The 24,465-nt window shown below is 50.5% G+C and carries 35 protein-coding genes; 33 read left to right on the top strand and 2 right to left on the bottom strand.

Annotation, left to right across the window (positions count from 1 at the left end; all coding sequences use genetic code 11):
- Positions 1-73 precede the first annotated feature (73 nt).
- Positions 74-1,084 (bottom strand): class II fructose-bisphosphatase, encoded by a 1,011-nt coding sequence (glpX, locus tag NX722_RS24785; protein WP_262565542.1) that lies wholly within the window; start codon positions 1,082-1,084, stop codon positions 74-76.
- Positions 1,085-1,335: 251 nt separating this feature from the next.
- On the opposite strand from glpX, the gene NX722_RS24790 reads away from it, so the two are divergent.
- The 33 genes from NX722_RS24790 (at position 1,336) to rplQ (ending at position 23,918) form a co-directional block, all read left to right on the top strand.
- Positions 1,336-4,644: a hypothetical protein gene (locus NX722_RS24790; RefSeq protein ID WP_262565543.1), complete on the top strand. Its 3,309-nt coding sequence runs from the start codon at positions 1,336-1,338 to the stop codon at positions 4,642-4,644.
- A 337-nt stretch (positions 4,645-4,981) separates the two neighbouring features.
- Entirely contained in the window at positions 4,982-5,356 is a 375-nt protein-coding gene (gene rpsL, locus NX722_RS24795) for a 30S ribosomal protein S12 (protein ID WP_034841716.1), read from the top strand.
- A 163-nt stretch (positions 5,357-5,519) separates the two neighbouring features.
- Positions 5,520-5,990: a 30S ribosomal protein S7 gene (rpsG, locus tag NX722_RS24800; protein ID WP_034877899.1), complete on the top strand. Its 471-nt coding sequence runs from the start codon at positions 5,520-5,522 to the stop codon at positions 5,988-5,990.
- Between the two features lie 18 nt (positions 5,991-6,008).
- On the top strand, positions 6,009-8,111 hold the full coding sequence (gene fusA / locus NX722_RS24805) for an elongation factor G (protein ID WP_262565544.1): 2,103 nt from the start codon (positions 6,009-6,011) through the stop codon (positions 8,109-8,111).
- A gap of 89 nt (positions 8,112-8,200) precedes the next feature.
- Entirely contained in the window at positions 8,201-9,424 is a 1,224-nt protein-coding gene (gene tuf / locus NX722_RS24810) for an elongation factor Tu (protein ID WP_262565545.1), read from the top strand.
- 401 nt (positions 9,425-9,825) lie between these two features.
- On the top strand, positions 9,826-10,140 hold the full coding sequence (rpsJ, locus tag NX722_RS24815; protein WP_034841731.1) for a 30S ribosomal protein S10: 315 nt from the start codon (positions 9,826-9,828) through the stop codon (positions 10,138-10,140).
- Between the two features lie 101 nt (positions 10,141-10,241).
- Positions 10,242-10,880: a 50S ribosomal protein L3 gene (rplC, locus tag NX722_RS24820; protein WP_262565546.1), complete on the top strand. Its 639-nt coding sequence runs from the start codon at positions 10,242-10,244 to the stop codon at positions 10,878-10,880.
- An 11-nt stretch (positions 10,881-10,891) separates the two neighbouring features.
- Positions 10,892-11,494, top strand: coding sequence for a 50S ribosomal protein L4 (gene rplD, locus NX722_RS24825; protein WP_262568718.1), 603 nt, complete (start codon positions 10,892-10,894; stop codon positions 11,492-11,494).
- A complete protein-coding gene (gene rplW / locus NX722_RS24830; protein WP_034877904.1) occupies positions 11,491-11,787 on the top strand; it encodes a 50S ribosomal protein L23 in 297 nt (98 codons plus the stop codon). The genes rplD and rplW overlap by 4 nt, the downstream gene beginning before the upstream one ends.
- 11 nt (positions 11,788-11,798) lie before the next feature.
- Positions 11,799-12,626, top strand: coding sequence for a 50S ribosomal protein L2 (gene rplB / locus NX722_RS24835; RefSeq protein WP_034877905.1), 828 nt, complete (start codon positions 11,799-11,801; stop codon positions 12,624-12,626).
- A 21-nt stretch (positions 12,627-12,647) separates the two neighbouring features.
- Positions 12,648-12,926, top strand: coding sequence for a 30S ribosomal protein S19 (rpsS, locus tag NX722_RS24840; protein ID WP_034877906.1), 279 nt, complete (start codon positions 12,648-12,650; stop codon positions 12,924-12,926).
- A 10-nt stretch (positions 12,927-12,936) separates the two neighbouring features.
- Positions 12,937-13,272, top strand: a complete 336-nt coding sequence (gene rplV, locus NX722_RS24845) for a 50S ribosomal protein L22 (protein WP_034877907.1) — start codon at positions 12,937-12,939, stop codon at positions 13,270-13,272.
- An 11-nt stretch (positions 13,273-13,283) separates the two neighbouring features.
- Positions 13,284-13,982, top strand: coding sequence for a 30S ribosomal protein S3 (gene rpsC, locus NX722_RS24850; protein WP_262565547.1), 699 nt, complete (start codon positions 13,284-13,286; stop codon positions 13,980-13,982).
- 11 nt (positions 13,983-13,993) lie between these two features.
- On the top strand, positions 13,994-14,407 hold the full coding sequence (gene rplP / locus NX722_RS24855) for a 50S ribosomal protein L16 (RefSeq protein WP_034877909.1): 414 nt from the start codon (positions 13,994-13,996) through the stop codon (positions 14,405-14,407).
- Entirely contained in the window at positions 14,407-14,598 is a 192-nt protein-coding gene (gene rpmC / locus NX722_RS24860) for a 50S ribosomal protein L29 (protein ID WP_262565548.1), read from the top strand. Before rplP ends, rpmC begins: the two co-directional genes overlap by 1 nt.
- A gap of 2 nt (positions 14,599-14,600) precedes the next feature.
- Positions 14,601-14,864, top strand: coding sequence for a 30S ribosomal protein S17 (gene rpsQ / locus NX722_RS24865; protein WP_034877911.1), 264 nt, complete (start codon positions 14,601-14,603; stop codon positions 14,862-14,864).
- A 158-nt stretch (positions 14,865-15,022) separates the two neighbouring features.
- Positions 15,023-15,391, top strand: a complete 369-nt coding sequence (rplN, locus tag NX722_RS24870) for a 50S ribosomal protein L14 (RefSeq protein ID WP_034877912.1) — start codon at positions 15,023-15,025, stop codon at positions 15,389-15,391.
- 11 nt (positions 15,392-15,402) lie between these two features.
- Positions 15,403-15,720 (top strand): 50S ribosomal protein L24, encoded by a 318-nt coding sequence (rplX, locus tag NX722_RS24875; protein ID WP_262565549.1) that lies wholly within the window; start codon positions 15,403-15,405, stop codon positions 15,718-15,720.
- Between the two features lie 13 nt (positions 15,721-15,733).
- Positions 15,734-16,273, top strand: coding sequence for a 50S ribosomal protein L5 (gene rplE, locus NX722_RS24880; RefSeq protein WP_034877914.1), 540 nt, complete (start codon positions 15,734-15,736; stop codon positions 16,271-16,273).
- Positions 16,274-16,288: 15 nt separating this feature from the next.
- Complete coding sequence (gene rpsN, locus NX722_RS24885; RefSeq protein ID WP_034877915.1) at positions 16,289-16,594, top strand: 30S ribosomal protein S14; 306 nt, start codon at positions 16,289-16,291, stop codon at positions 16,592-16,594.
- A gap of 29 nt (positions 16,595-16,623) precedes the next feature.
- Positions 16,624-17,016 carry a 30S ribosomal protein S8 gene (rpsH, locus tag NX722_RS24890; RefSeq protein ID WP_034877916.1) on the top strand — a complete coding sequence of 131 codons (393 nt, stop codon included), beginning with the start codon at positions 16,624-16,626 and terminating at the stop codon, positions 17,014-17,016.
- Between the two features lie 12 nt (positions 17,017-17,028).
- Positions 17,029-17,562 (top strand): 50S ribosomal protein L6, encoded by a 534-nt coding sequence (gene rplF / locus NX722_RS24895; protein ID WP_262565550.1) that lies wholly within the window; start codon positions 17,029-17,031, stop codon positions 17,560-17,562.
- A gap of 14 nt (positions 17,563-17,576) precedes the next feature.
- On the top strand, positions 17,577-17,927 hold the full coding sequence (gene rplR, locus NX722_RS24900; protein ID WP_262565551.1) for a 50S ribosomal protein L18: 351 nt from the start codon (positions 17,577-17,579) through the stop codon (positions 17,925-17,927).
- Positions 17,928-17,938: 11 nt separating this feature from the next.
- Positions 17,939-18,454, top strand: a complete 516-nt coding sequence (gene rpsE / locus NX722_RS24905) for a 30S ribosomal protein S5 (protein ID WP_262565552.1) — start codon at positions 17,939-17,941, stop codon at positions 18,452-18,454.
- 3 nt (positions 18,455-18,457) lie between these two features.
- Entirely contained in the window at positions 18,458-18,643 is a 186-nt protein-coding gene (gene rpmD, locus NX722_RS24910) for a 50S ribosomal protein L30 (RefSeq protein WP_034877920.1), read from the top strand.
- Between the two features lies 1 nt (position 18,644).
- On the top strand, positions 18,645-19,079 hold the full coding sequence (gene rplO, locus NX722_RS24915) for a 50S ribosomal protein L15 (RefSeq protein WP_262565553.1): 435 nt from the start codon (positions 18,645-18,647) through the stop codon (positions 19,077-19,079).
- Positions 19,080-20,405: a preprotein translocase subunit SecY gene (gene secY / locus NX722_RS24920; RefSeq protein WP_262565554.1), complete on the top strand. Its 1,326-nt coding sequence runs from the start codon at positions 19,080-19,082 to the stop codon at positions 20,403-20,405.
- A gap of 47 nt (positions 20,406-20,452) precedes the next feature.
- Positions 20,453-20,566 carry a 50S ribosomal protein L36 gene (gene rpmJ, locus NX722_RS24925; RefSeq protein ID WP_082212274.1) on the top strand — a complete coding sequence of 38 codons (114 nt, stop codon included), beginning with the start codon at positions 20,453-20,455 and terminating at the stop codon, positions 20,564-20,566.
- 381 nt (positions 20,567-20,947) lie between these two features.
- Entirely contained in the window at positions 20,948-21,304 is a 357-nt protein-coding gene (gene rpsM / locus NX722_RS24930) for a 30S ribosomal protein S13 (protein WP_034877923.1), read from the top strand.
- Between the two features lie 52 nt (positions 21,305-21,356).
- Positions 21,357-21,746 carry a 30S ribosomal protein S11 gene (gene rpsK / locus NX722_RS24935; RefSeq protein ID WP_034877924.1) on the top strand — a complete coding sequence of 130 codons (390 nt, stop codon included), beginning with the start codon at positions 21,357-21,359 and terminating at the stop codon, positions 21,744-21,746.
- Positions 21,747-21,762: 16 nt separating this feature from the next.
- Entirely contained in the window at positions 21,763-22,383 is a 621-nt protein-coding gene (gene rpsD, locus NX722_RS24940) for a 30S ribosomal protein S4 (protein WP_262565555.1), read from the top strand.
- 31 nt (positions 22,384-22,414) lie between these two features.
- Positions 22,415-23,416 (top strand): DNA-directed RNA polymerase subunit alpha, encoded by a 1,002-nt coding sequence (locus NX722_RS24945; protein ID WP_034877926.1) that lies wholly within the window; start codon positions 22,415-22,417, stop codon positions 23,414-23,416.
- A 112-nt stretch (positions 23,417-23,528) separates the two neighbouring features.
- On the top strand, positions 23,529-23,918 hold the full coding sequence (gene rplQ, locus NX722_RS24950; protein ID WP_262565556.1) for a 50S ribosomal protein L17: 390 nt from the start codon (positions 23,529-23,531) through the stop codon (positions 23,916-23,918).
- Between the two features lie 129 nt (positions 23,919-24,047).
- Here the strand turns inward: rplQ and NX722_RS24955 are convergent, their stop codons facing one another.
- Positions 24,048-24,290 (bottom strand): hypothetical protein, encoded by a 243-nt coding sequence (locus NX722_RS24955; RefSeq protein ID WP_262565557.1) that lies wholly within the window; start codon positions 24,288-24,290, stop codon positions 24,048-24,050.
- Positions 24,291-24,465: the final 175 nt, after the last annotated feature.

A 24,465-nucleotide genomic window follows, 5' to 3' on the forward strand; every position in this document is an offset into this window, starting at 1 on the left:
CGGTACGCTGGAAGCAGGAAGCAGGAAGCAGGAAGCAGAGAGGCCTGCTTCCCGAAGAAAAATCCTGAAACTGTTACAGAATTACATTCTTGATGTCATCGTCTTTACGATCCAGATAATGGGTAGACTGGATGCGACGGATAGTGCGTGAACGACCACGAACCACCAGGGTTTCGGTCTGGGCAATATTGCCTTTGCGGGTAATGCCTTCCAGCAGATCGCCTTTGGTGATGCCGGTGGCGGAGAAAACAACATTGTCTGAGCTTGCCATATCTTCCAGCTTCAGAACGATACCGGTTTCTATGCCCATTGCCGCACAACGTTTGCGTTCCAGCTCGCCTGCTTTTACATTCTCTTCAGACGCACCTTTGGCCTCGTCGCGGGTGACCAGTCGACCCTGCATATCACCACCCAGGGCGCGGATAACAGCCGCGGATACAACACCTTCCGGAGCGCCGCCCACACAGTACATCATGTCGACTTCGCTGTCTGGCATGCAGGTCAGGATGGAGGCTGCAACGTCACCGTCAGGGATGGCGAAAACCTTGACGCCCATCTTCTGCATCATGGTAATGGCGCTGTCGTGGCGAGGCTTTGCCAGCGTAATAACGGTCAGGCTTTCAATGGATTTGTGCAGGGCGGCAGCAACATTGCGAATGTTTTCTACCAGCCCAAGGTTCAGGTCAATGGCACCTTTAGCGGCCGGGCCAGTGACCAGCTTTTCCATATACATGTCAGGGGCTTTCAGGAAAGAGCCTTTCTCGCCGGCTGCCAGTACGGCGACGGCGTTGTTCTGACCCATGGCGGTCATGCGGGTGCCTTCGATAGGGTCTACGGCGATATCAACGCTTTCTCCATGACCCATACCGACCTTTTCACCAATAAAAAGCATAGGGGCTTCATCGATCTCACCTTCACCGATGACGATCTCCCCGTCTATCTCAACTTTGTTGAGCATGGCGCGCATCGCTTCTACAGCGGCACCGTCAGCAGCGTTTTTATCGCCTCGTCCCAGCCACTTGTAGCCTGCCAGGGCAGCAGCTTCGGTTACACGGGAAAACTCAATAGCCAGTTCGCGTTTCATGGGCTTTTCGCAAGTCAAAAGTGGATAACGGCGGGACTTTACCATAAGTATCCGGATTTTGGGGATAAATTGGCCAGAAAGCTGGAGCGACTGGTTTGAACTAAATGCAGAAGCGCCTGTCATAAATGTTAATGATTAAATGGACAGTTTTTTAATTCATTCCTTGATCGCCAGGTCGAAATCGTTGAATCCACAGGGTTTTTTGCAGAATGAATTATAAGGATTGCTGACATGAGAAAGGAGTCTCAAAAATGCACACATTTGACACACCAGTAGGTAAAATGCTTAACCAATTTGCTTCAGAGCACTTTGGAAAAGGATGGGAAGAGCTTGATAAATCTCAGAGAGATGGTTTATGTAATTATTCCGCCAGCTATAGCTCTGAAAAGGGAGAACTTAAATATGTTGAGCGCGCTCCAGGCCTGGTTTGGGGAACACACACTGTAGAAGGAAGTGGCCCAGCTGCTGAGCGAGTGATGGGTTATATGAAAACTTTCGCTGATGAATATTCAACTTTTAGCGGGGAACTGGGAAAGCGCGTTTCACTACCGACCCGTAAGATATCTAAAGACTGCACCATTAAAGAGCTTTCAGACTTGAAGATTCTGCTGGATGAGTGGGCTTCACAAAACAAGGGTAAAGCCCTGCAGGTGGCAAAAGAGACTTGTACAGGTCTTAATAATGCAGTGGTTAATCAAAGGCTTTTCAGGAGTGATTCAGCAGAAGATCGATCAAATATACAAGAAAAAATTCAAAATGCTGTTATTTCAGCGGTGGTTGCTGGTTCTGAGGTAGCAGAAACATCCAAAGGGATTACTCAATACCTTGTAAGTCAGGCAACAAAAGTCAAAAAGCAGGTGGTTGAAGGCGATTCCACTTACTTTGCTCGTGATACTTACCTGAAGATAAGTCAAAACGCACAGAGGCTGGCTGCCCATATCGACGCTATTAAAGCGGATGTGGAGATAGAAGACTATGAAAAGGTCTTGAAAGTTTTGTTCAGGCTTGATTCAGCAGTACAACAGGATCTGGGTGATTCTGCCCTGTTTGATTCAACAGTTAAAGAGTTGATAGCAAGCTTTCCAAATAACAAAGAAGGGGTTAAGGGCGCACACCTTTTGGCGTCCATGTCTTTGAACCCTATGAATGAAAGCGTTAAAAGTAAGTTGAACACTATTTGTGAGCAGTCGTTAAATGCTCAGATTGAAGTGGCACGCAGGAAAAACCGTACAATCAAAACCGGCATTCCACATATTCTCAATCAAATGGCTATGAGGTATGAAGTTGAGCAAAAAAATGGTCAGAAGACGGACTCCAGGAGTCCTGATTATCAACACCAGTCCTCAATAAGCTTTGATGAACTTCCTGAACACATGCAAGAAAATCTTGGAAAAAAGGTTGCGGCATTGCATAAACCAGAAGATAACGGGACTGTCTATTCTTTTGACGATGTTGGTTATGGTCTTCGTTCCGTAGAGGGGGCTGATCTACTGGCAAGCTCGGTTCAAAAGAATGCTGGTGGCGCAATTGATAAAATCAATGCTCTGGCTGAAGCCGCAGGATTTGAGTCAAGCTTTGAGCCTCTGGAACAAACCAATCGTTATTTGGTATCTGAGCTGATAGCTTTGAATGACAAGCTGGCAGTATGGGCTAAAGAAAATCCGTACCTGATGGATCTCAATGAGTATGAAGAAGAGTTATCAGGCCTGGCTTTGCGCAAATCATCGGATTCAGAGTCTGCTCAAGCTGTTCAAAGAGATATTGATGCCTGTTTGAACAAGATCATTACAGCCTGTGTAGATGGTGGTGTTAACAGCCCGGCAGCCATCCTTGGCATCCTTGGGCATTTGAATACAAAGGCGTATGACTGGAGAGATAGCGCCGGCACACAGGCTAAGTCATCCTGTGATTACATAGCTAACAGGACAAAAGAGCTGGGTCATACCGTAAAGCACTTACAAGAAATTCAAAAGGCTAAACCAGACGTAATAACAAAGCTTGACGGAAAAGCTTTTGTTGCGATCATTGCAGAACTTACCTCTCTGAGAGATTCTTGCGCTGATCAATCGCAGAAGCGGCATGGACTGGTAAAGGCTCTCGATTCCTTCAGGGAGAGCGTTGGCAGTAGTAATGAATTTGACCGTTCCTACTGGCAGACCCTGAATACTCTTATGGAGGCGGGTCTCCCGGCTGAAGAGTCTGCGGGTATTATCCGCGACCAGCTGGCTGGAATTCCAGACATTGATACAGGCGGTTTGCTTAAAGGCATGGCAGAAACGCTTCCACTTATTCCTTGCACCAATCCTGTTAATAAAGAATACGTTAGCCTGGTTCGCAGCTGTAGCACTTATATCAACGACCTTCGAGAGGCAGGCAAGAATATAGAGCAATCGGAAAAGGCGAAGGAGGCTATTAACCAGTTTGCAGCAGAATTGATTCAGCAACCAAATATTGTTTCCACTGATGAAGCTTTGAAGCGTATTGAAAAGTGGATTGAAGGTCAGGCAGCGTCTGGAGAGCTTTTTCAAGCCACTGGCTCGGTACTTTCTCAGTGGACAGGCTATGCGCAGTATTATGACAGGGAGCTGAAAGAAACCACGGCAAATATTAGTCGATTGTGTAGGGATTTTGATGCTCAGCGTGATGAATTTGATAAACCAGGTAATTACGGTAAGTTCGTGCCATCGAAGTGGGTTAATGATAAAAGTCTTACTGCGGAACTTAGTCAGGCTTTCATAAAAAGAGGTCGTTTAAGTGATCAGGAGGAGTCTGGTGCATTCTCAGGGAATAACCTTCCACCGTCACCGTCACCGTCACCGCCAACGCCAACGCCAGCGCCAGCGCCAGCGCCAACGCCAGCGCCAGCACCGCCGCCACCGCCACCGCCACCGCTACCGCCACTTCCCAAGGATAGGGCAGCGGCCAACAATAAAAAAACTGAGGTGGCTGGGCAAAAACCTGAGACTGCGATTAAGCAAAAGTCGGCTGCCAGAGCATCGACTAGTGGTGTGAGGCTGCCTGACTTCAACCCTGCAACGGTGTTACTGAAGAAAACCGGTAGGGACACAACTGGTAACCTTGGAGGAAATAATTCTGAAAAGAAAGCAACCCCGGGTTTGATAGATGAGATAAAAAATGCAGGGGGAAAGGTAAAAAATAACAGTCCTCGCCTTTCCAGTGAAACGATCCAGCCAGAAGAGCTGAGGCGTAAAGAACTGGAGGCAAGCCAGAGGTCTCTCAACAGACAGCTGAACTCTCTTAAAGACGAGGTTGCTCGTCTGGAGGGTCTTTTGAAAAAAGGCTCAGATGACAAAGGTGTTGAAAATGTCCACAAGAGGGAGCTGGATGAGGCAAAGAAAGCTCTTAAGGAGTTTCATAAGAAGAACCCTCATTATGAAAAGGGAACTTTGACAAATGTGCAGCTTACTAAACAGCTTTCATTAAGAAATGAGGATCCACGCAATGCGCTTGAAATCGCATTGCGAAAGAGAGCTGAAGTAATGCTACATAGCCTGGGGCCGGAGAGTTTGAGCGACCAAAATGATGACTGGTCACTTTGAAATGCAGGCTAATTGACATTCTCACCCAATAAAAAATGCCGACACTGTTCGGCATTTTTTTATTAAAAACAACCCGTTAATAAAATAGCGTAAAATGTAGCCTTTATGGTTAGTCTCCGAGCTGTAAACTTTGAATACTGATACTTGACGCCATTTCCCGCTTTCCGTACAATTTCGCAGCTTTATTTTACCCTTGGTCTATGATCGACCGGGGTAGCTCTGGCCGGTTTTATACCGGCTTTTGCTGTTTGAAGACCGAATTAACTGTGCAAATCCTCTGGTACAGCAACATTCGACCTCAATAGCTCGAATATAGAAATAATCTGGAGTTCGCTGAATGGCAACTATTAACCAGCTGGTGCGTAAGCCACGCAAGCGCAAGGTCAAAAAGACCGACGTTCCTGCGCTGCAAGCTTGCCCACAGCGTCGCGGTGTTTGTACTCGCGTATACACTACTACTCCTAAGAAGCCTAACTCTGCGCTGCGTAAAGTATGTCGTGTGCGTCTGACTAACGGTTTCGAAGTGACTTCCTACATCGGTGGTGAAGGTCACAACCTGCAGGAACACTCCGTTGTTCTGATCCGTGGCGGTCGTGTAAAAGACTTGCCAGGTGTTCGTTACCACACTGTTCGCGGTAGCCTGGACACTCAGGGCGTTAACGACCGTAAGCAGGGTCGTTCCAAATACGGTACTAAGAAGCCTAAGTCCTAAGGTTAAAGCCTTAAGAGACTGCTGGTTCAGCCGTTTTAAAAGAGTCCTGAGCTCTTTTGCCGAAAATGCTGTGCCCCGTTGCACAAAGAATTTAACAGTAGGTTGATAAGAGTAAGGCCGGATCTATTCCGGACTGCCTGAAGACCGAAATGAGGGCTTATCAATGCCAAGAAGACGCGTAGTCGCTAAGCGCGACGTGCTGCCAGATCCTAAGTTTGGTAACAAAACCCTGACCAAGTTCATCAACCACGTGATGATCTCCGGTAAGAAATCCGTAGCGGAAAAAATCGTATACGGTGCGCTGGATAAGGTTCAGGAGCGCTCTAACAAGGATCCGCTGGAGCAATTCGAAAAAGCTCTGGAATCCATTGCGCCAATGGTAGAAGTAAAGTCCCGCCGTGTGGGTGGTGCTACTTACCAGGTGCCTGTAGAAGTTCGTCCGGCTCGTCGTACTGCCCTGGCAATGCGCTGGCTGGTAGACGCGGCACGTAAGCGTGGCGAAAAGTCTATGGAACTGCGCCTTGCGGGCGAACTGCTGGACGCAGCTGAGAACAAAGGCGCTGCTGTCAAGAAGCGTGAAGACGTGCACCGCATGGCTGAAGCGAACAAGGCGTTCTCTCACTACCGTTTCTAAGTATCAGAGGATTGAGTCGTGGCCCGTAAAACCCCGATCAACCGCTATCGCAACATTGGTATCTGTGCCCATGTTGACGCGGGTAAGACAACGACCACTGAACGCGTACTGTTCTACACTGGTCTGAGTCACAAAATTGGTGAAGTTCATGATGGTGCTGCCACCATGGACTGGATGGAACAGGAGCAGGAGCGTGGTATTACCATTACTTCTGCGGCTACCACCTGTTTCTGGCGTGGTATGGATGCTCAGTTTGATGAGCATCGCATTAACATTATCGACACACCCGGACACGTTGACTTCACTATCGAAGTAGAGCGTTCCCTGCGTGTACTGGACGGCGCAGTTGTTGTGCTGTGTGGTTCCTCCGGCGTACAGCCTCAGACTGAAACCGTATGGCGTCAGGCTGACAAGTACGAAGTGCCACGTATGGTATTCGTCAACAAGATGGACCGTACCGGTGCTGACTTCACTATGGTGGTTGAGCAGCTGCGTGAGCGTCTGGGCGCAATCGCTGTGCCAATGCAGATGACCATCGGCGCTGAAGACGAGTTTAAAGGTGTTGTTGACCTGGTTAAGATGAAGTCCATTATCTGGAACGAGTCTGACCAGGGTATGTCTTTCACCTATGAAGATATTCCTGCTGACCTTCAGGATACTTGCGACGAAATGCGCGAGTACATGATGGAAGCAGCTGCAGAAGCGACTGAAGAGCTGATGGAAAAGTACCTGGAAGAAGGTACTTTGACTGAGGAAGAGATCAAGGCTGGTATCCGTGCGCGTACACTGGCGAACGAAATCATCCCTGTCTTCGGTGGTTCTGCGTTTAAGAACAAGGGTGTACAGGCTGTACTGGATGCTGTTATCGAGCTGATGCCTTCTCCAAAAGAAGTTAAAGCAATCGAAGGTATCCTGGATGACGGTAAGGATACCGTTGAAACCCGTGAAGCTGATGATAGCGCTCCGTTCTCGGCGTTGGCGTTCAAAATTGCTACCGACCCATTCGTTGGTACTCTGACGTTCGTACGTAACTACTCCGGTACCCTCAAGTCCGGTGATACCGTATACAACCCTGTTAAGCACAAGCGTGAGCGTGTTGGTCGTATGGTGCAGATGCACGCCAACACCCGTGAAGAGCTGAAAGAGTGTGTTGCGGGCGATATCGTTGCGTTGATCGGTCTGAAAGACGTAACCACCGGTGACACCCTGTGTTCCATGGATAGCGTTATTACCCTGGAGCGTATGGAATTCCCTGATCCTGTAATCTCTGTTGCGGTTGAGCCTAAGTCCAAGGCTGACCAGGAGAAAATGGGTATTGCTCTGGGTAAGCTGGCTCAGGAAGATCCTTCCTTCCAGGTTAAGACCGACGAAGAGACTGGTCAGACCATTATCTCCGGTATGGGTGAGCTGCACCTCGATATCCTCGTTGACCGTATGCGTCGCGAGTTCAAGGTGGAAGCTAACATTGGTAAGCCTCAGGTAGCTTACCGTGAAAAGATCAAGTCCTCTGTGGACGCGAACCACAAGTTTGCCAAGCAGTCGGGTGGTCGCGGTCAGTACGGTCACGTTGTTATTGAATTCTCTCCTGCCGAAGGTGGCGAAGAGGGTCTGGAATTCATTAACGAAATCGTGGGTGGTGCTATTCCTCGTGAATACATCCCGGCTGTACAGAAAGGTATCGAAGAACAGATGCAAAACGGCGTTATCGCCGGCTACCCGCTGCTGGGTCTGAAAGCGCGTCTGTACGACGGTTCTTTCCACGATGTTGACTCCAACGAAATGGCGTTTAAAATCGCTGCTTCACAAGCGCTGAAGAAATATGCGCCACAGGCTCAGCCTGTGCTGATGGAGCCTATGATGAAGGTCGAGGTGGTAACACCAGAAGACTACATGGGTGACGTTATGGGCGACCTGAACCGTCGTCGCGGTATCGTTCAGGGCATGGATGATACGCCGTCCGGCAAGACTATCAATGCTCAGGTGCCGCTGGGTGAAATGTTCGGCTACGCCACAGATCTGCGTTCAGCAACTCAGGGGCGTGCAACATACTCAATGGAATTCTCCGAGTATGCTGAGGCGCCAAACAGCATTGCTGAAGCGGTCATCAAGAACCAGGGTTGATTGAATTCCGCATTTTGGCAGTCGTTTTGATTTGCTAGAATGCGGGCTTTGACTGTTACCCAGAACCATTGAATCAAAGGTTAAGAGAAATGGCTAAGGAAAAATTTGAACGTACGAAGCCGCACGTAAACGTCGGCACCATCGGTCACGTTGACCACGGTAAAACTACCCTGACTGCTGCGCTGACTCGCGTTTGTGCTGAAGTTTTCGGCGGTGAGATGAAAGCGTTCGATCAGATCGATAACGCTCCTGAAGAGCGTGAGCGTGGTATCACCATCTCTACTGCTCACGTAGAGTACGATTCTAACGAACGTCACTACGCGCACGTAGACTGCCCGGGACACGCTGACTATGTTAAAAACATGATCACCGGTGCTGCTCAGATGGACGGCGCTATTCTGGTATGTGGCGCGACTGACGGCCCTATGCCTCAGACTCGTGAGCACATCCTGCTGTCCCGTCAGGTTGGTGTACCTAACATCGTTGTATTCCTGAACAAAGCTGACCTGCTGGCTGAAGACTGCGGCGGCGTTGATTCTGAAGAATACGCTGAGATGCTGGAACTGGTTGAAATGGAAATCCGTGAGCTGCTGGACACTTACGAATTCCCTGGCGACGACACTCCAATCATCGCTGGTTCCGCTCTGATGGCCCTGAACGGCGAAGACGAAAACGAACTGGGTACTACTGCTGTTAAGAAGCTGGTAGAAACTCTGGATTCCTACATCCCAGAGCCAGAGCGTGCTATCGATCAGCCATTCCTGCTGCCAATCGAGGACGTATTCTCCATCGCTGGTCGTGGTACTGTAGTAACCGGTCGTGTTGAGCGTGGTATCATCACTGTTGGTGAAGAAGTAGAAGTTATCGGTATCAAGGAAACTTCCAAGACTACCGTAACTGGCGTTGAAATGTTCCGTAAGCTGCTGGACGAAGGTCGTGCAGGTGAGAACGTTGGCTGTCTGCTGCGTGGTACCAAGCGTGAAGAAATCGAGCGTGGTCAGTGCCTGGTTAAGCCAGGTTCTGTAACTCCACACGCTAAGTTCGAAGCTGAAGTGTACATCCTGTCCAAAGATGAAGGTGGTCGTCACACTCCATTCTTCAAGGGCTACCGTCCACAGTTCTACTTCCGTACTACTGACGTGACCGGTAACATCGAGCTGCCAGAAGGCGTTGAGATGGTAATGCCAGGCGACAACATCAACTTCATTGCTGAGCTGATCACTCCAGTTGCAATGGAAGACAACCTGCGTTTCGCTATCCGTGAAGGTGGCCGTACTGTAGGTGCTGGTGTTGTAGCTAAGATCCTGGACTAATTGGCAAACGCTAATAGTTCGTGATCTGAACTCACCCTATAAAAACCCCGGGCCTTGTTAATAACAAGGTCCGGGGTTTTTTTATTTCAGGGTTCGATGGTTGTCGGTTTGCCTTTTTTGATGAAGGGGCGAGTTGGTTATTTACGTCCGGGCGTAATTAACAAAAAAGAAGGAAGTAAAATTCCATCTAATTCAGGCACTTGTCCGTATCTTGTTTGTTCATTTCTCCCGTTATTATAATTCCGGAATTTGAATGCGCAGATGAACAGGCTCTTCTTTTTAACAATGGGGTTAGCCCTTGTGTTGACTCATAGTTATGTGCTTAGTACAATGCTGCGTCCTTTTTGTCCGGGCGACAATGATCGCCGGGCCTAGTTCTTTATTGATATGGTTAGAACAAGATGAGTCAAGCTCAGCAAATTCGCATTCGCCTGAAGGCTTTTGACCATCGTCTGATCGACCAGTCCACGCAGGAAATCGTTGATACTGCGAAGCGTACTGGTGCTCAGGTGCGTGGTCCAATTCCTCTGCCAACACGAAAAGAACGTTTTACTGTACTGATTTCTCCTCACGTAAACAAAGATGCGCGTGACCAGTATGAGATCCGTACCCATAAACGTCTTCTCGACATTATCGAGCCCACCGAAAAAACCGTTGACGCACTGATGAAGCTGGACCTGGCAGCCGGCGTTGAAGTGCAGATCAGTCTCGGTTAATTGCGGCTTAGGGCGCCATTCCAGTGTGCACAAGCTTTTGTGTAACGCTCTGCAATGGGCGGCCATAGTGGGTGAAAGCCCCGTACACGAGAGAGGTTGAAATGACTATTGGATTAGTCGGCAAGAAGTGCGGCATGACCCGTATCTTCACAGAAGACGGTGCTTCTGTACCAGTCACTGTAGTTGAAGTTGATCCTAACCGTGTTACCCAGGTTAAAACTCTGGATGTAGACGGTTACAACGCAATTCAGGTGACAACTGGTGCTAAGAAAAGCAGCCGTGTCATCAAGCCAGAAGCTGGCCACTTTGCTAAGGCAAAAGTTGAAGCTGGTCGTGGTTTGTGGGAATTCCGCACCGAAGAAGATGCCAGCTTTGAGCTGGGTCAGCTGATCGGTGTAGACCTGTTCGAACAGGGTCAGAAAGTAGACGTTACTGGTCAGTCCAAAGGTAAGGGCTTCCAGGGCGGCGTTAAGCGTTGGAACTTCCATATGCAAGACGCTACTCACGGTAACTCTCTGTCTCACCGTGCTCCTGGTTCCATCGGTCAGTGTCAGACCCCTGGTCGCGTCTTCAAAGGTAAGAAGATGGCTGGTCACATGGGTGCTGAACAAGTGACTGTACAGTCTCTGGAAATCGTTCGTGTTGACGCTGAACGTAACCTGCTGCTCATCAAAGGTGCAGTTCCAGGTGCGACCGGCGCTGACGTTATCGTTAAGCCGGCTGTTAAAGCGAGCGCCTGAGGGGATTGATGATGGAACTGAATGTAACAGGTGCAGGTACGGTAGAAGTTTCTGACGTGACTTTCGGCACTGAATTCAACGAAGCTCTGGTTCACCAGGCAGTAGTTGCTTTCATGGCTGGCGCTCGTCAGGGTACCCGTGCTCAGAAAACCCGCAGCGAAGTAAGCGGCGGTGGACGCAAGCCTTGGCGTCAAAAAGGTACTGGTCGTGCACGTGCCGGTACTATCCGTAGCCCAATCTGGCGCGGGGGCGGCAAAGCATTTGCTGCTAAACCACAGGATCACGCTCAAAAACTGAACAAGAAAATGTACCGCGGTGCTCTGCGTGCAATCTTGTCTGAGCTGGTTCGTCAGGAGCGTCTGGTTGTTGTTGAATCCTTCAACGCCGAAACTCCTAAGACCAAACAGATGGTCGCAAAGCTGAAAGAACTCAATGTTGAAAAAGGTCTGATCGTTTCTGAAGAAGTCGACCAGAACCTGTACCTGGCTACTCGCAACATCCCTCACGTGGATGCCCGCGACGTGCAAGGCATTGATCCAGTAAGCCTGATTGCCCACGAAAAAGTTGTAATGACTGTGGCAGCCATCAAGAAGTTCGAGGAGATGCTGGGATGAACCAGGAACGTATCTACAAAGTTCTGCTTGGTCCGCACATTTCCGAGAAGGCGACCGTAGTTGCTGAAGAACACGGCCAGTACGTCTTCAAGGTAGCTAAGGACGCCACCAAGCTTGAAATCAAAAAAGCTGTTGAACAGCTGTTTGAAGTAAGCGTCAATTCTGTTCGCACTGCCGTTGTTAAAGGCAAAACTAAGCGTACACGTTTCGGTATGGGCCAGCGCTCAGACTGGAAGAAAGCTTACGTTAGCCTGGAGCAAGGTCAGGAAATCGACTTTGCGGACGCGGAATAAGGAGTTAAAGGATGGCCGTAGTTAAATGCAAGCCGACTTCTCCGGGTCGCCGCTTCGTCGTCAAGGTCGTAAACCCTGACCTGCACAAAGGTCGCCCACACGCGCCTTTGGTAGAGAAGAAGAGCAAGTCCGGTGGTCGTAACAATGCTGGTCGTATCACAACCCGTCATCGTGGTGGTGGTCACAAGCAGCATTACCGTATCGTAGACTTCAAGCGCAACAAGGACGGCATCCCAGCTGTTGTTGAGCGTCTGGAATACGATCCAAACCGTACCGCACACATCGCCCTGTTGAAATACATGGACGGTGAGCGTCGTTACGTGATCGCACCTAAGGGTGTGAAAGCTGGTGACGAGCTGTACTCCGGTGTCGATGCGCCTATTAAAGCGGGTAACACATTGCCACTGCGCAATATCCCTCAGGGTTCCATCGTACACTGTGTAGAGCTGAAGCCAGGTAAAGGTGCGCAGATGATTCGCAGTGCTGGTGCTTCTGCCCAGCTGGTAGCCCGTGACGGTGCCTACGTAACCCTGCGTCTGCGTTCCGGTGAAATGCGTAAAGTTCTGGCTGACTGTCGCGCCACTCTGGGCGAAGTCTCCAACAGTGAGCACAACCTGCGCTCTCTGGGTAAAGCTGGTGCCAAGCGCTGGCGCGGTGTTCGTCCGACCGTTCGTGGTGTTGCCATGAACCCGGTAGATCACCCGCATGGTGGTGGTGAAGGTCGTACTTCCGGTGGTCGTCACCCAGTGACTCCATGGGGTGTTCCGACTAAGGGTCGTAAGACTCGTTCCAACAAGCGTACGGACAAAATGATCGTACGTCGTCGCAGCGCTAAGTAAGCCTAGAGAGAGGATTCGACAGTGCCACGTTCATTGAAAAAAGGCCCATTTATCGACCTTCACCTGTTGAAGAAAGTCGAAGATGCGGCTGAAAGCGGCAACAAGCGTCCGATCAAGACCTGGTCTCGCCGCTCTATGATTATCCCTACTATGGTAGGTCTGACCATCGCTGTTCACAACGGTCGTCAGCACGTTCCGGTTTTCGTCACCGAAGACATGGTCGGCCATAAGCTGGGTGAGTTCTCTGCTACCCGCACCTATCGCGGTCACGCAGCGGACAAAAAAGCCAAGAAGCGCTAAGAGGTAAGAAATGAAAGAAGTAGCTGCTATCCATAAAGGCGCTCGCATTTCTGCCCAGAAAGCGCGTCTGGTTGCTGACCAGGTTCGCGGTAAAGCAGTAAGCGAAGCCCTGGACCTGCTGGCTTTCAGCCCGAAAAAGGCTGCTGAGCTGGTTAAGAAGGTTCTGGAGTCTGCTATTGCAAACGCCGAACACAACGAAGGCATGGACATTGATGAGCTGAAAGTCTCCACCATCTATGTAGATGAAGCGATGACTATGAAGCGTATTCGTCCGCGTGCCAAAGGCCGCGCTGATCGCATTCTCAAGCGGTCTTGCCATATCACGGTTAAGGTTGCAGAGGTCTAAGGAGCGATCAGATGGGTCAAAAAGTACATCCTAACGGGATTCGACTGGGCATCGTAAAACCTCACAGATCTGTGTGGTTTGCTGAAGGTCAAGAGTATGCTGACAAGCTGATCTCTGATCTGGAAGTTCGTGAATTCCTGCAGAAGAAGCTGAAGAACGCTTCCGTAAGCCGTATCGACATTCAGCGTCCAGCGCAGAGTGCTCGAGTTACCATTCACACTGCCCGTCCAGGCATCGTGATCGGTAAGAAAGGTGAAGATGTTGAGAAACTGCGTCGGGCAGTTACCAAGATGATGGGCGTACCTGTCCACATCAACATCGAAGAAGTTCGTAAGCCAGAACTCGACGCTATGCTGGTTGCTCAGTCTATCGCTGGTCAGCTGGAACGTCGTGTCATGTTCCGTCGCGCTATGAAGCGCTCCGTTCAGAACGCTATGCGTCTGGGCGCGAAAGGTATCAAGGTTCAGATCGGTGGTCGTCTGGGCGGTGCTGAGATTGCCCGTTCCGAATGGTACCGTGAAGGTCGCGTACCTCTGCACACCCTGCGTGCAGATATCGACTACGCTACCTACGAAGCCAAGACTACCTACGGTATTCTGGGTGTTAAAGTTTGGATCTTCAAAGGCGAAGTGATTGGCGGAATGGCGGCTGTTGAACAGCAGGCTAAGGAGCCAGCGAAGCGTCCTAAGAAGAGACAACCTAAGAAGTAAGGAGCGCGGTAATGTTACAGCCAAAGCGTACGAAGTTTCGTAAGCAGCAAAAGGGTCGCAATCGCGGCCTGGCACACCGCGGCTCCAAAGTTAGCTTCGGTGAATACGCATTGAAGGCCACTGGTCGTGGACGTATAACTGCTCGCCAGATTGAAGCAGCTCGTCGTGCCATGACTCGTCACATCAAGCGTGGTGGTAAGATCTGGATTCGCGTCTTCCCTGACAAGCCTATCTCCAAGAAACCTCTCGAGGTTCGTATGGGTAAAGGTAAGGGTAGTGTCGAGTACTGGGTAGCACAGATCCAGCCGGGTCGTGTCCTGTACGAGATGGAAGGTGTATCCGAAGAACTGGCTCGTGAGGCATTTGCTCTGGCTGCTGCCAAGCTGCCTGTGGAGACCACCTTCGTTAAGCGGAGCGTGATGTGATGAAAGCAGCTGAATTGCGTGAAAAAACCGTTGAACAGCTCAATGAAGAGCTGATCAGCCTGCTGCGGGATCAATTTAATTTCCGCATGCAGAAAGCGACTGGCCAGCTGAATCAGACTCACCTGATGAAGCAAAACCAGCGCGACATTGCCCGTATTAAGACGGTGCTGAATGAGAAGGCAGGTATCTAAAGATGGCTGAAGTCAAGAAAGTCCGTACTCTGACCGGCAAGGTTGTGAGCGACAAGATGGACAAGACCGTCACTGTCCTCATTGAACGCCGTGTTAAACATCCGCTGTACGGTAAAATCGTAAAGCGGTCCACCAAGTTGCACGCGCACGATGAAAACAACGAATGTCGTATGGGCGACATCGTGACCATCAAGGAAACACGTCCAATGTCTAAGTCCAAGACATTTGAACTCGTTTCCATTGATGAGCGTGCTACTCAAATATAAGGCCAGGGTTCTCAGACTCTGAGTAACGTTAGCCTCTAGCTGTCACGCCAGATGGCTTCAGGATGGCCGGTTGCACTAACCAACCAGTGTTGTGTGACCGGTCAGTCATTACGCAGATTAGCGAGTACCAGTCTGCAGTTTGGGCTTGGAGAATAAGCATGATCCAGACAGAATCTCAACTCGAAGTAGCCGATAACTCCGGCGCTCGTCGAGTACAGTGTATTAAGGTGTTGGGTGGTTCCCATCGCCGTTACGCCCACATTGGCGACATCATCAAAGTATCCGTTAAGGAAGCTATTCCTCGCGGTAAGGTCAAAAAAGGCCAGGTGATGAACGCTGTTGTGGTACGTACCAAAAAAGGTGTACGTCGTCCAGACGGTTCCCTGATTCGCTTCGATGGCAACGCTGCCGTTCTGCTGAACGCAAGCAACCAGCCAATCGGTACCCGTATCTTTGGCCCGGTGACTCGTGAATTGCGCGGTGAGCAGTTCATGAAGATCATTTCTCTGGCGCCAGAAGTACTGTAAGGGAGCAGGAAATGAAAAAGATCCGTCGTGATGACGAAGTCATCGTAATCGCTGGCAAGGACAAAGGTAAGCGCGGTAAAGTGCTGACCGTTCGTGCTGACGGTAAACTGATTGTTTCTGGCATCAACATGATGAAGAAGCATCAGAAGCCTAACCCAATGTTGGGCACCCCGGGTGGAATCGTAGAAAAAGAAGCTGCTATTCAGGCTTCCAACGTTGCGATCCTGAACACAGAAACCGACAAGGCTGATCGTGTTGGCTTCGCTATCTCTGAAGATGGCAAAAAGCAGCGCGTGTTCAAGTCCACTGGCAAGCCGGTTGACGCGTAAGGGGTGGTATAGAATGGCAAATTTTAAGACTAAGTACCGTGAAGAAATCCGCGCCAAGCTCAAAGAAGAGCTGGGCCTGGCCAACATTCACGAAGTACCACGCATCACCAAGATCACCCTGAACATGGGTGTGGGTGAAGCGATCGGTGACAAGAAAGTCATCGAGCACGCTGTTTCCGATATGGAAAAGATTGCTGGTCAAAAAGCAGTAGTAACCAAAGCTCGCAAATCTGTTGCTGGCTTCAAGGTTCGCGAAGGCTGGCCAATCGGTGTCAAAGTGACACTGCGTGACGAACGTATGTACGAATTCCTGGAACGTCTGGTAGACATCGCTCTGCCACGTGTTCGCGACTTCCGTGGTGTAAGCCCGAAGTCCTTTGACGGTCGTGGCAACTACAGCATGGGCGTTAAAGAACAGATCATCTTCCCGGAAGTTGACTACGATAAAATCGACACTCTGCGCGGTCTGGACATTACCATGACCACTACTGCCAAGAGTGATGACGAAGGCCGTGCTCTGCTGCGTGCTTTCAACTTCCCATTCCGTAACTGATAAAGGTACGAGCTTATGGCTAAAGTATCCATGAAGCAGCGGGAGTTGAAGCGTCAGCGCACCGTTGCCAAGTATGCTGAGAAGCGCGCCGCTCTGAAGGCGATCATCAATCACCCAAACAGCTCTGACGACGAGCGTTGGGACGCACTGGTTGCAATGCAAAAGCAGCCACGTGACGCCAGCTCCTCCCGTCTGCGTAACCGTTGTCGTGTGACAGGTCGTCCACACGGCTACCTGCGCAAGTTCGGTCTGAGCCGCATCAAGCTGCGTGAAGCAGCGATGCGTGGTGATGTTCCAGGTCTGGTTAAGGCCAGCTGGTAAGCGCGTTTCATCTTCTGGAGAGATAGATAATGAGTATGCAGGACCCGTTAGCAGATATGCTAACTCGTATCCGTAATGCCCAGATGGCAGAACATGCTTCTGTTGAAATTCCTTCTTCCAAGGTTAAGGCTGCAGTAGCCAAAGTCTTGAAAGAGGAAGGCTACATTACTGACTTTCGTGTAGAAGGCGAGATCCAGAAATCTCTGGTTATCGACCTGAAATACTACGAAGGCAAGCCGGTTATCGAAAACCTGAAGCGCGTAAGCCGTCCGGGTCTGCGTTCTTACACCGGTAAAGAAGAGCTGCCTAAGGTCAATGGCGGCCTGGGTATCGCTATCGTTTCTACCAACAAAGGTGTAATGACCGATCGCGCTGCCCGTGCAGCCGGTGTTGGTGGCGAAATCCTTTGCACCGTATTCTAAGGGAGGGTTGATATGTCTCGAGTAGCTAAAAGCCCAGTAGAAATCCCTGCCGGTGTTGAAGTTAAGCTGAATGGCCAGAACATCTCTATCAAGGGATCCAAAGGTCAGCTGGATCTGAACATCCACGCGAATGTTGTCGTAAGTCAGGAAGACAAAGTCCTGACTTTCGCTCCACGTGATGGCGCCAAGCACTCCCGTGCTCTGGCAGGTACCACTCGTGCGCTGGTTAACAACATGGTAACCGGCGTTACTGCTGGCTTCGAGAAGAAGCTGCAGCTGGTTGGTGTTGGTTACCGTGCGCAGACTAAGGGTAAGACCCTGAACCTGTCTCTTGGTTTCTCTCACCCAGTGGACTACACCATGCCTGAGGGTGTGACTGCGGAAACTCCATCCCAGACTGAAGTCGTTATCAAAGGTATCGACAAGCAGCTGGTTGGACAGGTTGCTGCGGAAATCCGCGAATTCCGTCGTCCTGAGCCATACAAAGGCAAGGGTGTCCGCTACGCCGACGAACACGTTCGTCGTAAAGAAGCCAAGAAAAAGTAAGGTAGGGTGACATCATGATGGATAAGAACTCTGCTCGCCTGCGTCGTGCTCGTCGTGCTCGTATGAAAATGCGTGAACTGGGTGTTAACCGCCTGACCGTTCACCGCTCTTCTCAGCACATGTATGCACAGGTGATTGCCCCTGAGGGTGACAAAGTGTTGGCTGCGGCCTCCACTGTCGAGAAGGAGCTGCGTGCTGAAGCTACCAGCAATGTTGAAGCTGCTAAGAAAGTAGGCGCTCTGGTTGCAGAACGTGCTAAAGCTGCTGGCATTACCAAGGTTGCTTTTGACCGCTCCGGTTACAAATATCACGGTCGTGTGAAGGCGCTTGCTGACGCTGCCCGTGAAGCCGGTCTGGAATTCTGAGGGTAGGCATCATGGCAAAAGATGAGCGTAAACCGCAAAACAACGACGAAGGTCTGATCGAGAAGCTGGTACAGGTTAACCGAGTAGCCAAAGTGGTGAAAGGTGGTCGTATCTTCGGCTTCACAGCTCTGACCGTAGTAGGCGACGGTAAAGGTAAAGTAGGTTTTGGTCGTGGTAAGGCGCGTGAAGTGCCAGTAGCGATCCAGAAAGCTATGGAATCTGCTCGCCGTAACATGATTCAGGTTGACCTGAACGGTGACACTCTGCAGTACCCTGTGAAAGCCCGTCACGGTGCTTCCAAGGTTTACATGCAGCCTGCTTCCCAGGGTACTGGTGTAATTGCCGGTGGTGCTATGCGTGCCGTTCTGGAAGTCGCTGGTGTACACAACGTACTGGCTAAGTGCTACGGTTCCACCAACCCGGTTAACGTTGTATACGCGACCTTTAAAGGCCTGCGTGACATGCGTTCTCCTGAAGGTGTGGCAGCTAAGCGTGGCCTGTCCGTAGAAGAAATTCTGGGGAACTAAGTCATGGCTAAGAAGATGATCACTGTAAAGCTCGTTAAGAGCACCAACGGTCGCCTCGAAAGCCACAAGGCTTGCGTCCGTGGCTTGGGTCTGCGTCGCATCAACCACACCGTTGAAGTGGAAGACACTCCTTCCGTACGCGGCATGATCAACAAGGTATCTTACCTCGTTAAGGTCGAAGGAGAATAACATGCGTCTGAATACTCTGAGTCCAGCTGAAGGTTCTCGTAAAGAGCGCCAGCGCGTTGGTCGTGGTATCGGTTCCGGTCTGGGTAAGACCGGTGGCCGTGGTCACAAAGGTCAGAAGTCTCGCTCCGGCGGTTCTGTTAAGCCTGGTTTCGAAGGCGGTCAGCAGCCACTGCAGCGTCGTCTGCCTAAGTACGGCTTTACCTCTCGTACAGCTCGCTTCTCCGCAGAGATTCGTTTGCACGAACTGGCCAAGGTTGAATCCGAAGTGATCGACCTGGCTGCTCTGAAAGCTGCGAACCTGATCGGCGGTAGCATCCTGCGCGCTAAAGTGGTACTGTCCGGCGAACTGAATAAAGCCGTAACCCTGAAAGGGTTGGCAGCTACTAAAGGCGCTCGCGCCGCGATCGAAGCTGCTGGTGGTAAGATCGAGGACTAAATGGCTAAGACACTACCTGTTGGGAATCAAAGCGGCTTAAACGAGCTCTGGTCTCGTTTAAAGTTCGTGTTTTTGGCGATCCTGGTTTATCGGATCGGTGCGCACATTCCAGTCCCGGGCATCAACCCAGATGCCCTGGCCAGAATGTTTCAGCAAAATGAAGGCACAATACTTGGTCTGTTCAACATGTTCTCCGGCGGTGCGCTGGAACGCATGTCTGTACTCGCACTGGGTATCATGCCTTACATTTCGGCGTCCATCATCATTCAGTTGATGACTGTGGTCAGTCCGCAGCTCGAACAACTGAAAAAGGAAGGCGAAGCCGGACGACGCAAGATCAGCCAATATACACGCTACCTGACGGTGTGTCTGGCGTTCGTCCAGGGTATGGGTATGACCGTAGGTCTGGCCAACCAGGGTGTCGCCTTCAATCCCGATTTCGGTTTCTATCTGGTGGCTGTCGTCACCTTCGTAACCGGAGCCGTATTTATGATGTGGCTTGGTGAGCAGGTTACCGAAAGAGGGATTGGCAATGGCATATCGATACTGATTTTCGCTGGTATTGTCGCCGGTCTGCCGACTGCAATCGGGCGTTCCTTCGAGTCCGCCCGTCAGGGTGATATCAACATTCTGGCATTGCTCACAGTTGCGTTTCTTGCAATCGCAGTAATCGCCTTTGTCGTGTTCATGGAACGCGGTCAACGTCGTATTACTGTCAATTACGCCAAGCGTCAGCAAGGTCGTAAAGTATTTGCAGCACAGAGCAGCCATTTGCCCCTGAAAGTGAATATGGCGGGTGTTATTCCGGCTATCTTCGCTTCCAGCCTGCTGCTGTTCCCTGCGTCTATTGCGCAGTGGTTTGGTCAGGGCGAAGGCATGGGCTGGCTTCAGGACATCGCTTTGGCGTTGGGTCCGGGTCAGCCTCTGAATATCATTCTGTTCTCGGCAGGCATTGTCTTCTTCTGCTTCTTCTACACTGCCCTGGTCTTCAATCCGAAAGACGTGGCAGACAACCTGAAGAAGTCTGGTGCATTCATCCCGGGCATTCGCCCGGGTGAGCAGTCTGCACGATATATTGATGGCGTTCTGACTCGTCTGACGATGTTCGGTGCCATCTACATGACAGCAGTGTGCCTGTTACCTCAGTTCCTGGTAGTTTGGGCTAACGTACCTTTCTATCTTGGTGGTACCAGCTTGCTGATCGTCGTTGTGGTTGTCATGGATACCATGGCTCAGGTGCAATCTCACCTGATGTCGCACCAGTACGAATCACTGCTGAAAAAATCCAATCTTAAGGGCTACGGTGGTGGTGGCCTGACCCGCTAAGCCGGGTTTTGCAACACCCCGGTTCTGCAACGATGGTGGAGTGAATAATGAAAGTACGTGCGTCGGTAAAAAAAATCTGCCGTAACTGCAAGATCATCAAGCGCAAAGGCGCTGTACGTGTGATCTGCGTTGAGCCACGTCACAAGCAGCGCCAAGGTTAATTGTCGTGCAAAGCTCTGCGGAGTTTTGCATAATAAGAAATCTTTGCCCTCGCAGCTTGAAAGAGTGGCTCTGGAAATCGCAATCAATAATGTGATTTCAGGCAAAACACAACCGCTCATGTCAACATGAGCGGTTGTGTTTTATCGAAAGGGAGATTAGAATCTCCGCCTTTCGACCTGTCGGTCACCCCGTGACTGACTCATCAGTAAAGTCAAACTCTGGATTTACTGAATCACGTTATCTGCCTTTGGATAGCGAGTAGATATTCGCACTGGCTTTTAAGTCAGCTTATCTACAAGGCGAAAACAGCCGTGAACTCAAAAGATAGTTTGCAAATCGCAAACTATGCACTCACGGAAAAAACAAACGGAGACGATTGAATGGCCCGTATTGCTGGCGTCAACATCCCGGATAACAAACACGCTGTTATCTCGTTGACCTACATATTCGGCATTGGTAAGCCAACAGCTGCACAGCTGTGTGAAGCTACTGGCGTTAAGCCAGATGCCAAGATCGCTGACCTGAGCGAAGAGCAACTGGAAGCCCTGCGTGGTGAAGTTGCCAAGCTGGACACCGAAGGTGACCTGCGTCGTGAAATCAGCATGAACATTAAGCGCCTGATGGATCTGGGTTGCTACCGTGGTATCCGCCACCGTCGCAGTCTGCCCGTTCGCGGTCAGCGCTCCAAGACGAATGCTCGCACCCGTAAGGGACCGCGTAAGCCAATTCGTAAGTAAGTATTTTTAGAACTGGTTAAGTCCGTTCTTATGACACAGGATTTATTCTGATATGGCAAAGCCAGGTACTCGCTCACGTAAAAAGGTTAAAAAGACAGTCGTAGATGGGATTGCCCATATTCACGCTTCTTTTAACAACACTATCGTGACAATTACCGACCGCCAGGGTAATGCGTTGGCATGGGCAACTTCCGGTGGCTCCGGCTTCCGTGGTTCCCGTAAGAGCACGCCGTTTGCTGCACAGGTTGCTGCTGAACGTGCTGGTCGCGCGGCCGCTGAATACGGTCTGAAGAATCTGGATGTATGCGTGAAAGGACCTGGTCCTGGCCGCGAATCCGCTGTACGCGCTCTGAACGCTTGTGGCTACAAGATCACTAACATCACCGATGTTACCCCGATCCCACATAACGGTTGCCGCCCGCCTAAGAAGCGTCGAGTATAAGCAGGAGACGATATAAATGGCTAGATATATTGGTCCAAAGTGCAAACTGTCTCGTCGTGAAGGCACCGATCTCTTTCTGAAGAGCGGTGTTCGCGCACTCGAGTCAAAGTGCAAAGCAGAAATTCCTCCTGGCCAGCATGGCCAGCGTCGTGGTCGTCTGTCTGACTACGGTGTACAGCTGCGTGAAAAGCAGAAAGTTCGTCGTATCTACGGTGTTCTGGAAAAGCAGTTCCGTAACTACTACAAAGATGCAGACCGTCAGAAGGGTGCTACTGGTTCAAACCTGTTGCAACTTCTGGAGTCTCGCCTTGATAATGTAGTTTACCGCATGGGATTTGGTTCCACCCGTGCTGAAGCACGTCAGCTGGTAAGCCACAAGGCTATCCTGGTTAACGGTAAGACTGTGAACATTCCTTCTTACAAGGTTGTTCCGGGCGACGTTATCGCTATCCGTGAGAAGTCTCAAAACCAGCTGCGTATTAATGCAGCACTCGAATTGGCAGCTCAGCGCGGGTTCTCTACCTGGGTTGAAGTAGATGCCAAGAAGAAGGAAGGTACCTTCAAGGTGCTGCCCGAGCGGAGTGATCTTGCAGCAGACATCAACGAGAACTTGATCGTCGAGCTGTACTCCAAGTAAGGGATAGACAGTTAGGTGGGGTGTAACATCCATGCAGAATTCGGTTACTGAATTTCTAACTCCTCGACACATTGACGTTGAGGAAATCAGCCTGACACGCGCCAAGGTTACCCTTGAGCCGCTGGAGCGGGGCTTCGGTCATACTCTGGGTAACGCGCTGCGTCGCATTCTTCTCTCTTCCATGCCAGGCTGTGCCGTAACGGAAGTAGAGATCGACGGTGTTCAGCACGAATACAGCGCGATTGAAGGTGTGCAGGAGGACGTAATTGAAATCCTGCTAAACCTGAAAGGTCTGGCTATTCGTATGAATGGCCGTGATGAAGCAACCCTGACCCTGAACAAAAAGGGCGCAGGTGTTGTGACCGCCGCCGATATTCAGCTGGATCACGATGTTGAAATCGTGAATCCTGATCACGTTATCGCTCATATGAACGATAAAGGTGACCTGAATATGAAACTGAAGGTAGCTCGTGGTCGTGGTTACGAGTCCGGCGAAAGCCGTCGTCACGACGAAGAAGAAACCCGCGCTATTGGCCGCCTTCAGCTGGATGCCACCTACAGCCCTGTATACCGCGTATCCTATGTCGTTGAAAGCGCCCGTGTAGAACAGCGTACTGACCTCGACAAGCTGGTGATCGACCTGGAAACAGACGGCACACTGGATCCGGATGAAGCGATTCGTCGCGCTGCTACTATTCTGCAGCAGCAACTGGCGGTATTCGTAGACCTGGAAGGTGAAGCTGAGCCTGAGCCAGTGAAGGAAGAGGACGACGTTGATCCTATCCTGCTGCGCCCGGTTGATGATCTGGAACTGACTGTACGTAGTGCGAACTGCCTGAAAGCAGAAAACATCTACTACATTGGTGACCTGATCCAGCGTACTGAAGTCGAACTGCTGAAGACCCCGAACCTGGGTAAGAAGTCCCTGACTGAAATCAAGGACGTTCTGGCCTCCCGTGGTCTGAGCCTGGGTATGCGTCTGGATAACTGGCCACCTGCCAGTTTGAAGAACGACGACAAGATTTCTGCTTAAAACAGCCATGCAGTCCTGACGCCTTTATCCGCTGTCATCAACTCATTCATTTGAATGAGTAAACGGTGGAAGATAAAGGCGGGGCTGATGGCAGAACGAGGAAGTTTGTGCCATGCGTCATCGTAAGAGTGGCCGCAAGCTCAACCGGAATAGCTCTCATCGTAAGGCTATGTTCCGTAACATGACCAGTTCCCTGGTTGAGCACGAAGTAATCAAGACAACACTGCCAAAAGCTAAAGAGCTGCGTCGTGTTGCTGAGCCCCTGATCACCCTGTCTAAAGAAGACAGCGTGGCTAACCGTCGCCTGGCGTTTGATCGTCTCCGTAACAAGGCAACTGTTGGCAAGCTGTTCTCTGATCTGGGTCCACGCTTCAAAGAGCGTCCAGGTGGTTATATCCGCATCCTGAAGTGTGGTTTCCGTAAGGGCGACAACGCTCCTATGGCTATCGTTGAGCTGCTGGATCGTCCAGTTGATGCTGAAGCGGTAGAAGCTGAAGATTAATTTAATCATCAGCTATTGAAAAACCGGGTATTCACCCGGTTTTTCTGTATCTGGAGTAAGGAATAGCTTGGGCAACCCTGGTTCATCTGCCATTGAAGGCGTTTAGACAGAACCATTTGGAAGGTGGTATCACTTGGCGGCTAGATTGTTGACGATTTGTATGAGAAGTTCTTCGATTTTTTCAATACGTCTATCTTGTTGATCGAACCTAGTATTGAGTGAAGCTATGTCTTTGCGGGTTTCAACCTGTTCTTTTAGAACTAGCGAAACCACCTCATGAGTACCGTCGATAACGCTAACCATTCTCTCAAAGCAATCATCCTGTATTCTTTGCTTTGATTCTATTTTTCTCAGTCGACTTTCCAGAGACATAAGAACTGCTCATTTTTATTGGTTGGGGAGTAAGAATAGCAGGCAATGGACAGCTGGACACATCACTTCCGCATGTATGCCACTCCCGCGAAGGTATGAGTTCACCACGAGCAGTAGTTTCCAGCCTTGTCGGAGGGCGAACAGTACTTAATCATCGGAAGGTTATTTTTTGTCG

The organism is Endozoicomonas gorgoniicola, assembly GCF_025562715.2.
In the GTDB taxonomy this organism is placed as follows: Bacteria; Pseudomonadota; Gammaproteobacteria; order Pseudomonadales; family Endozoicomonadaceae; genus Endozoicomonas_A; species Endozoicomonas_A gorgoniicola.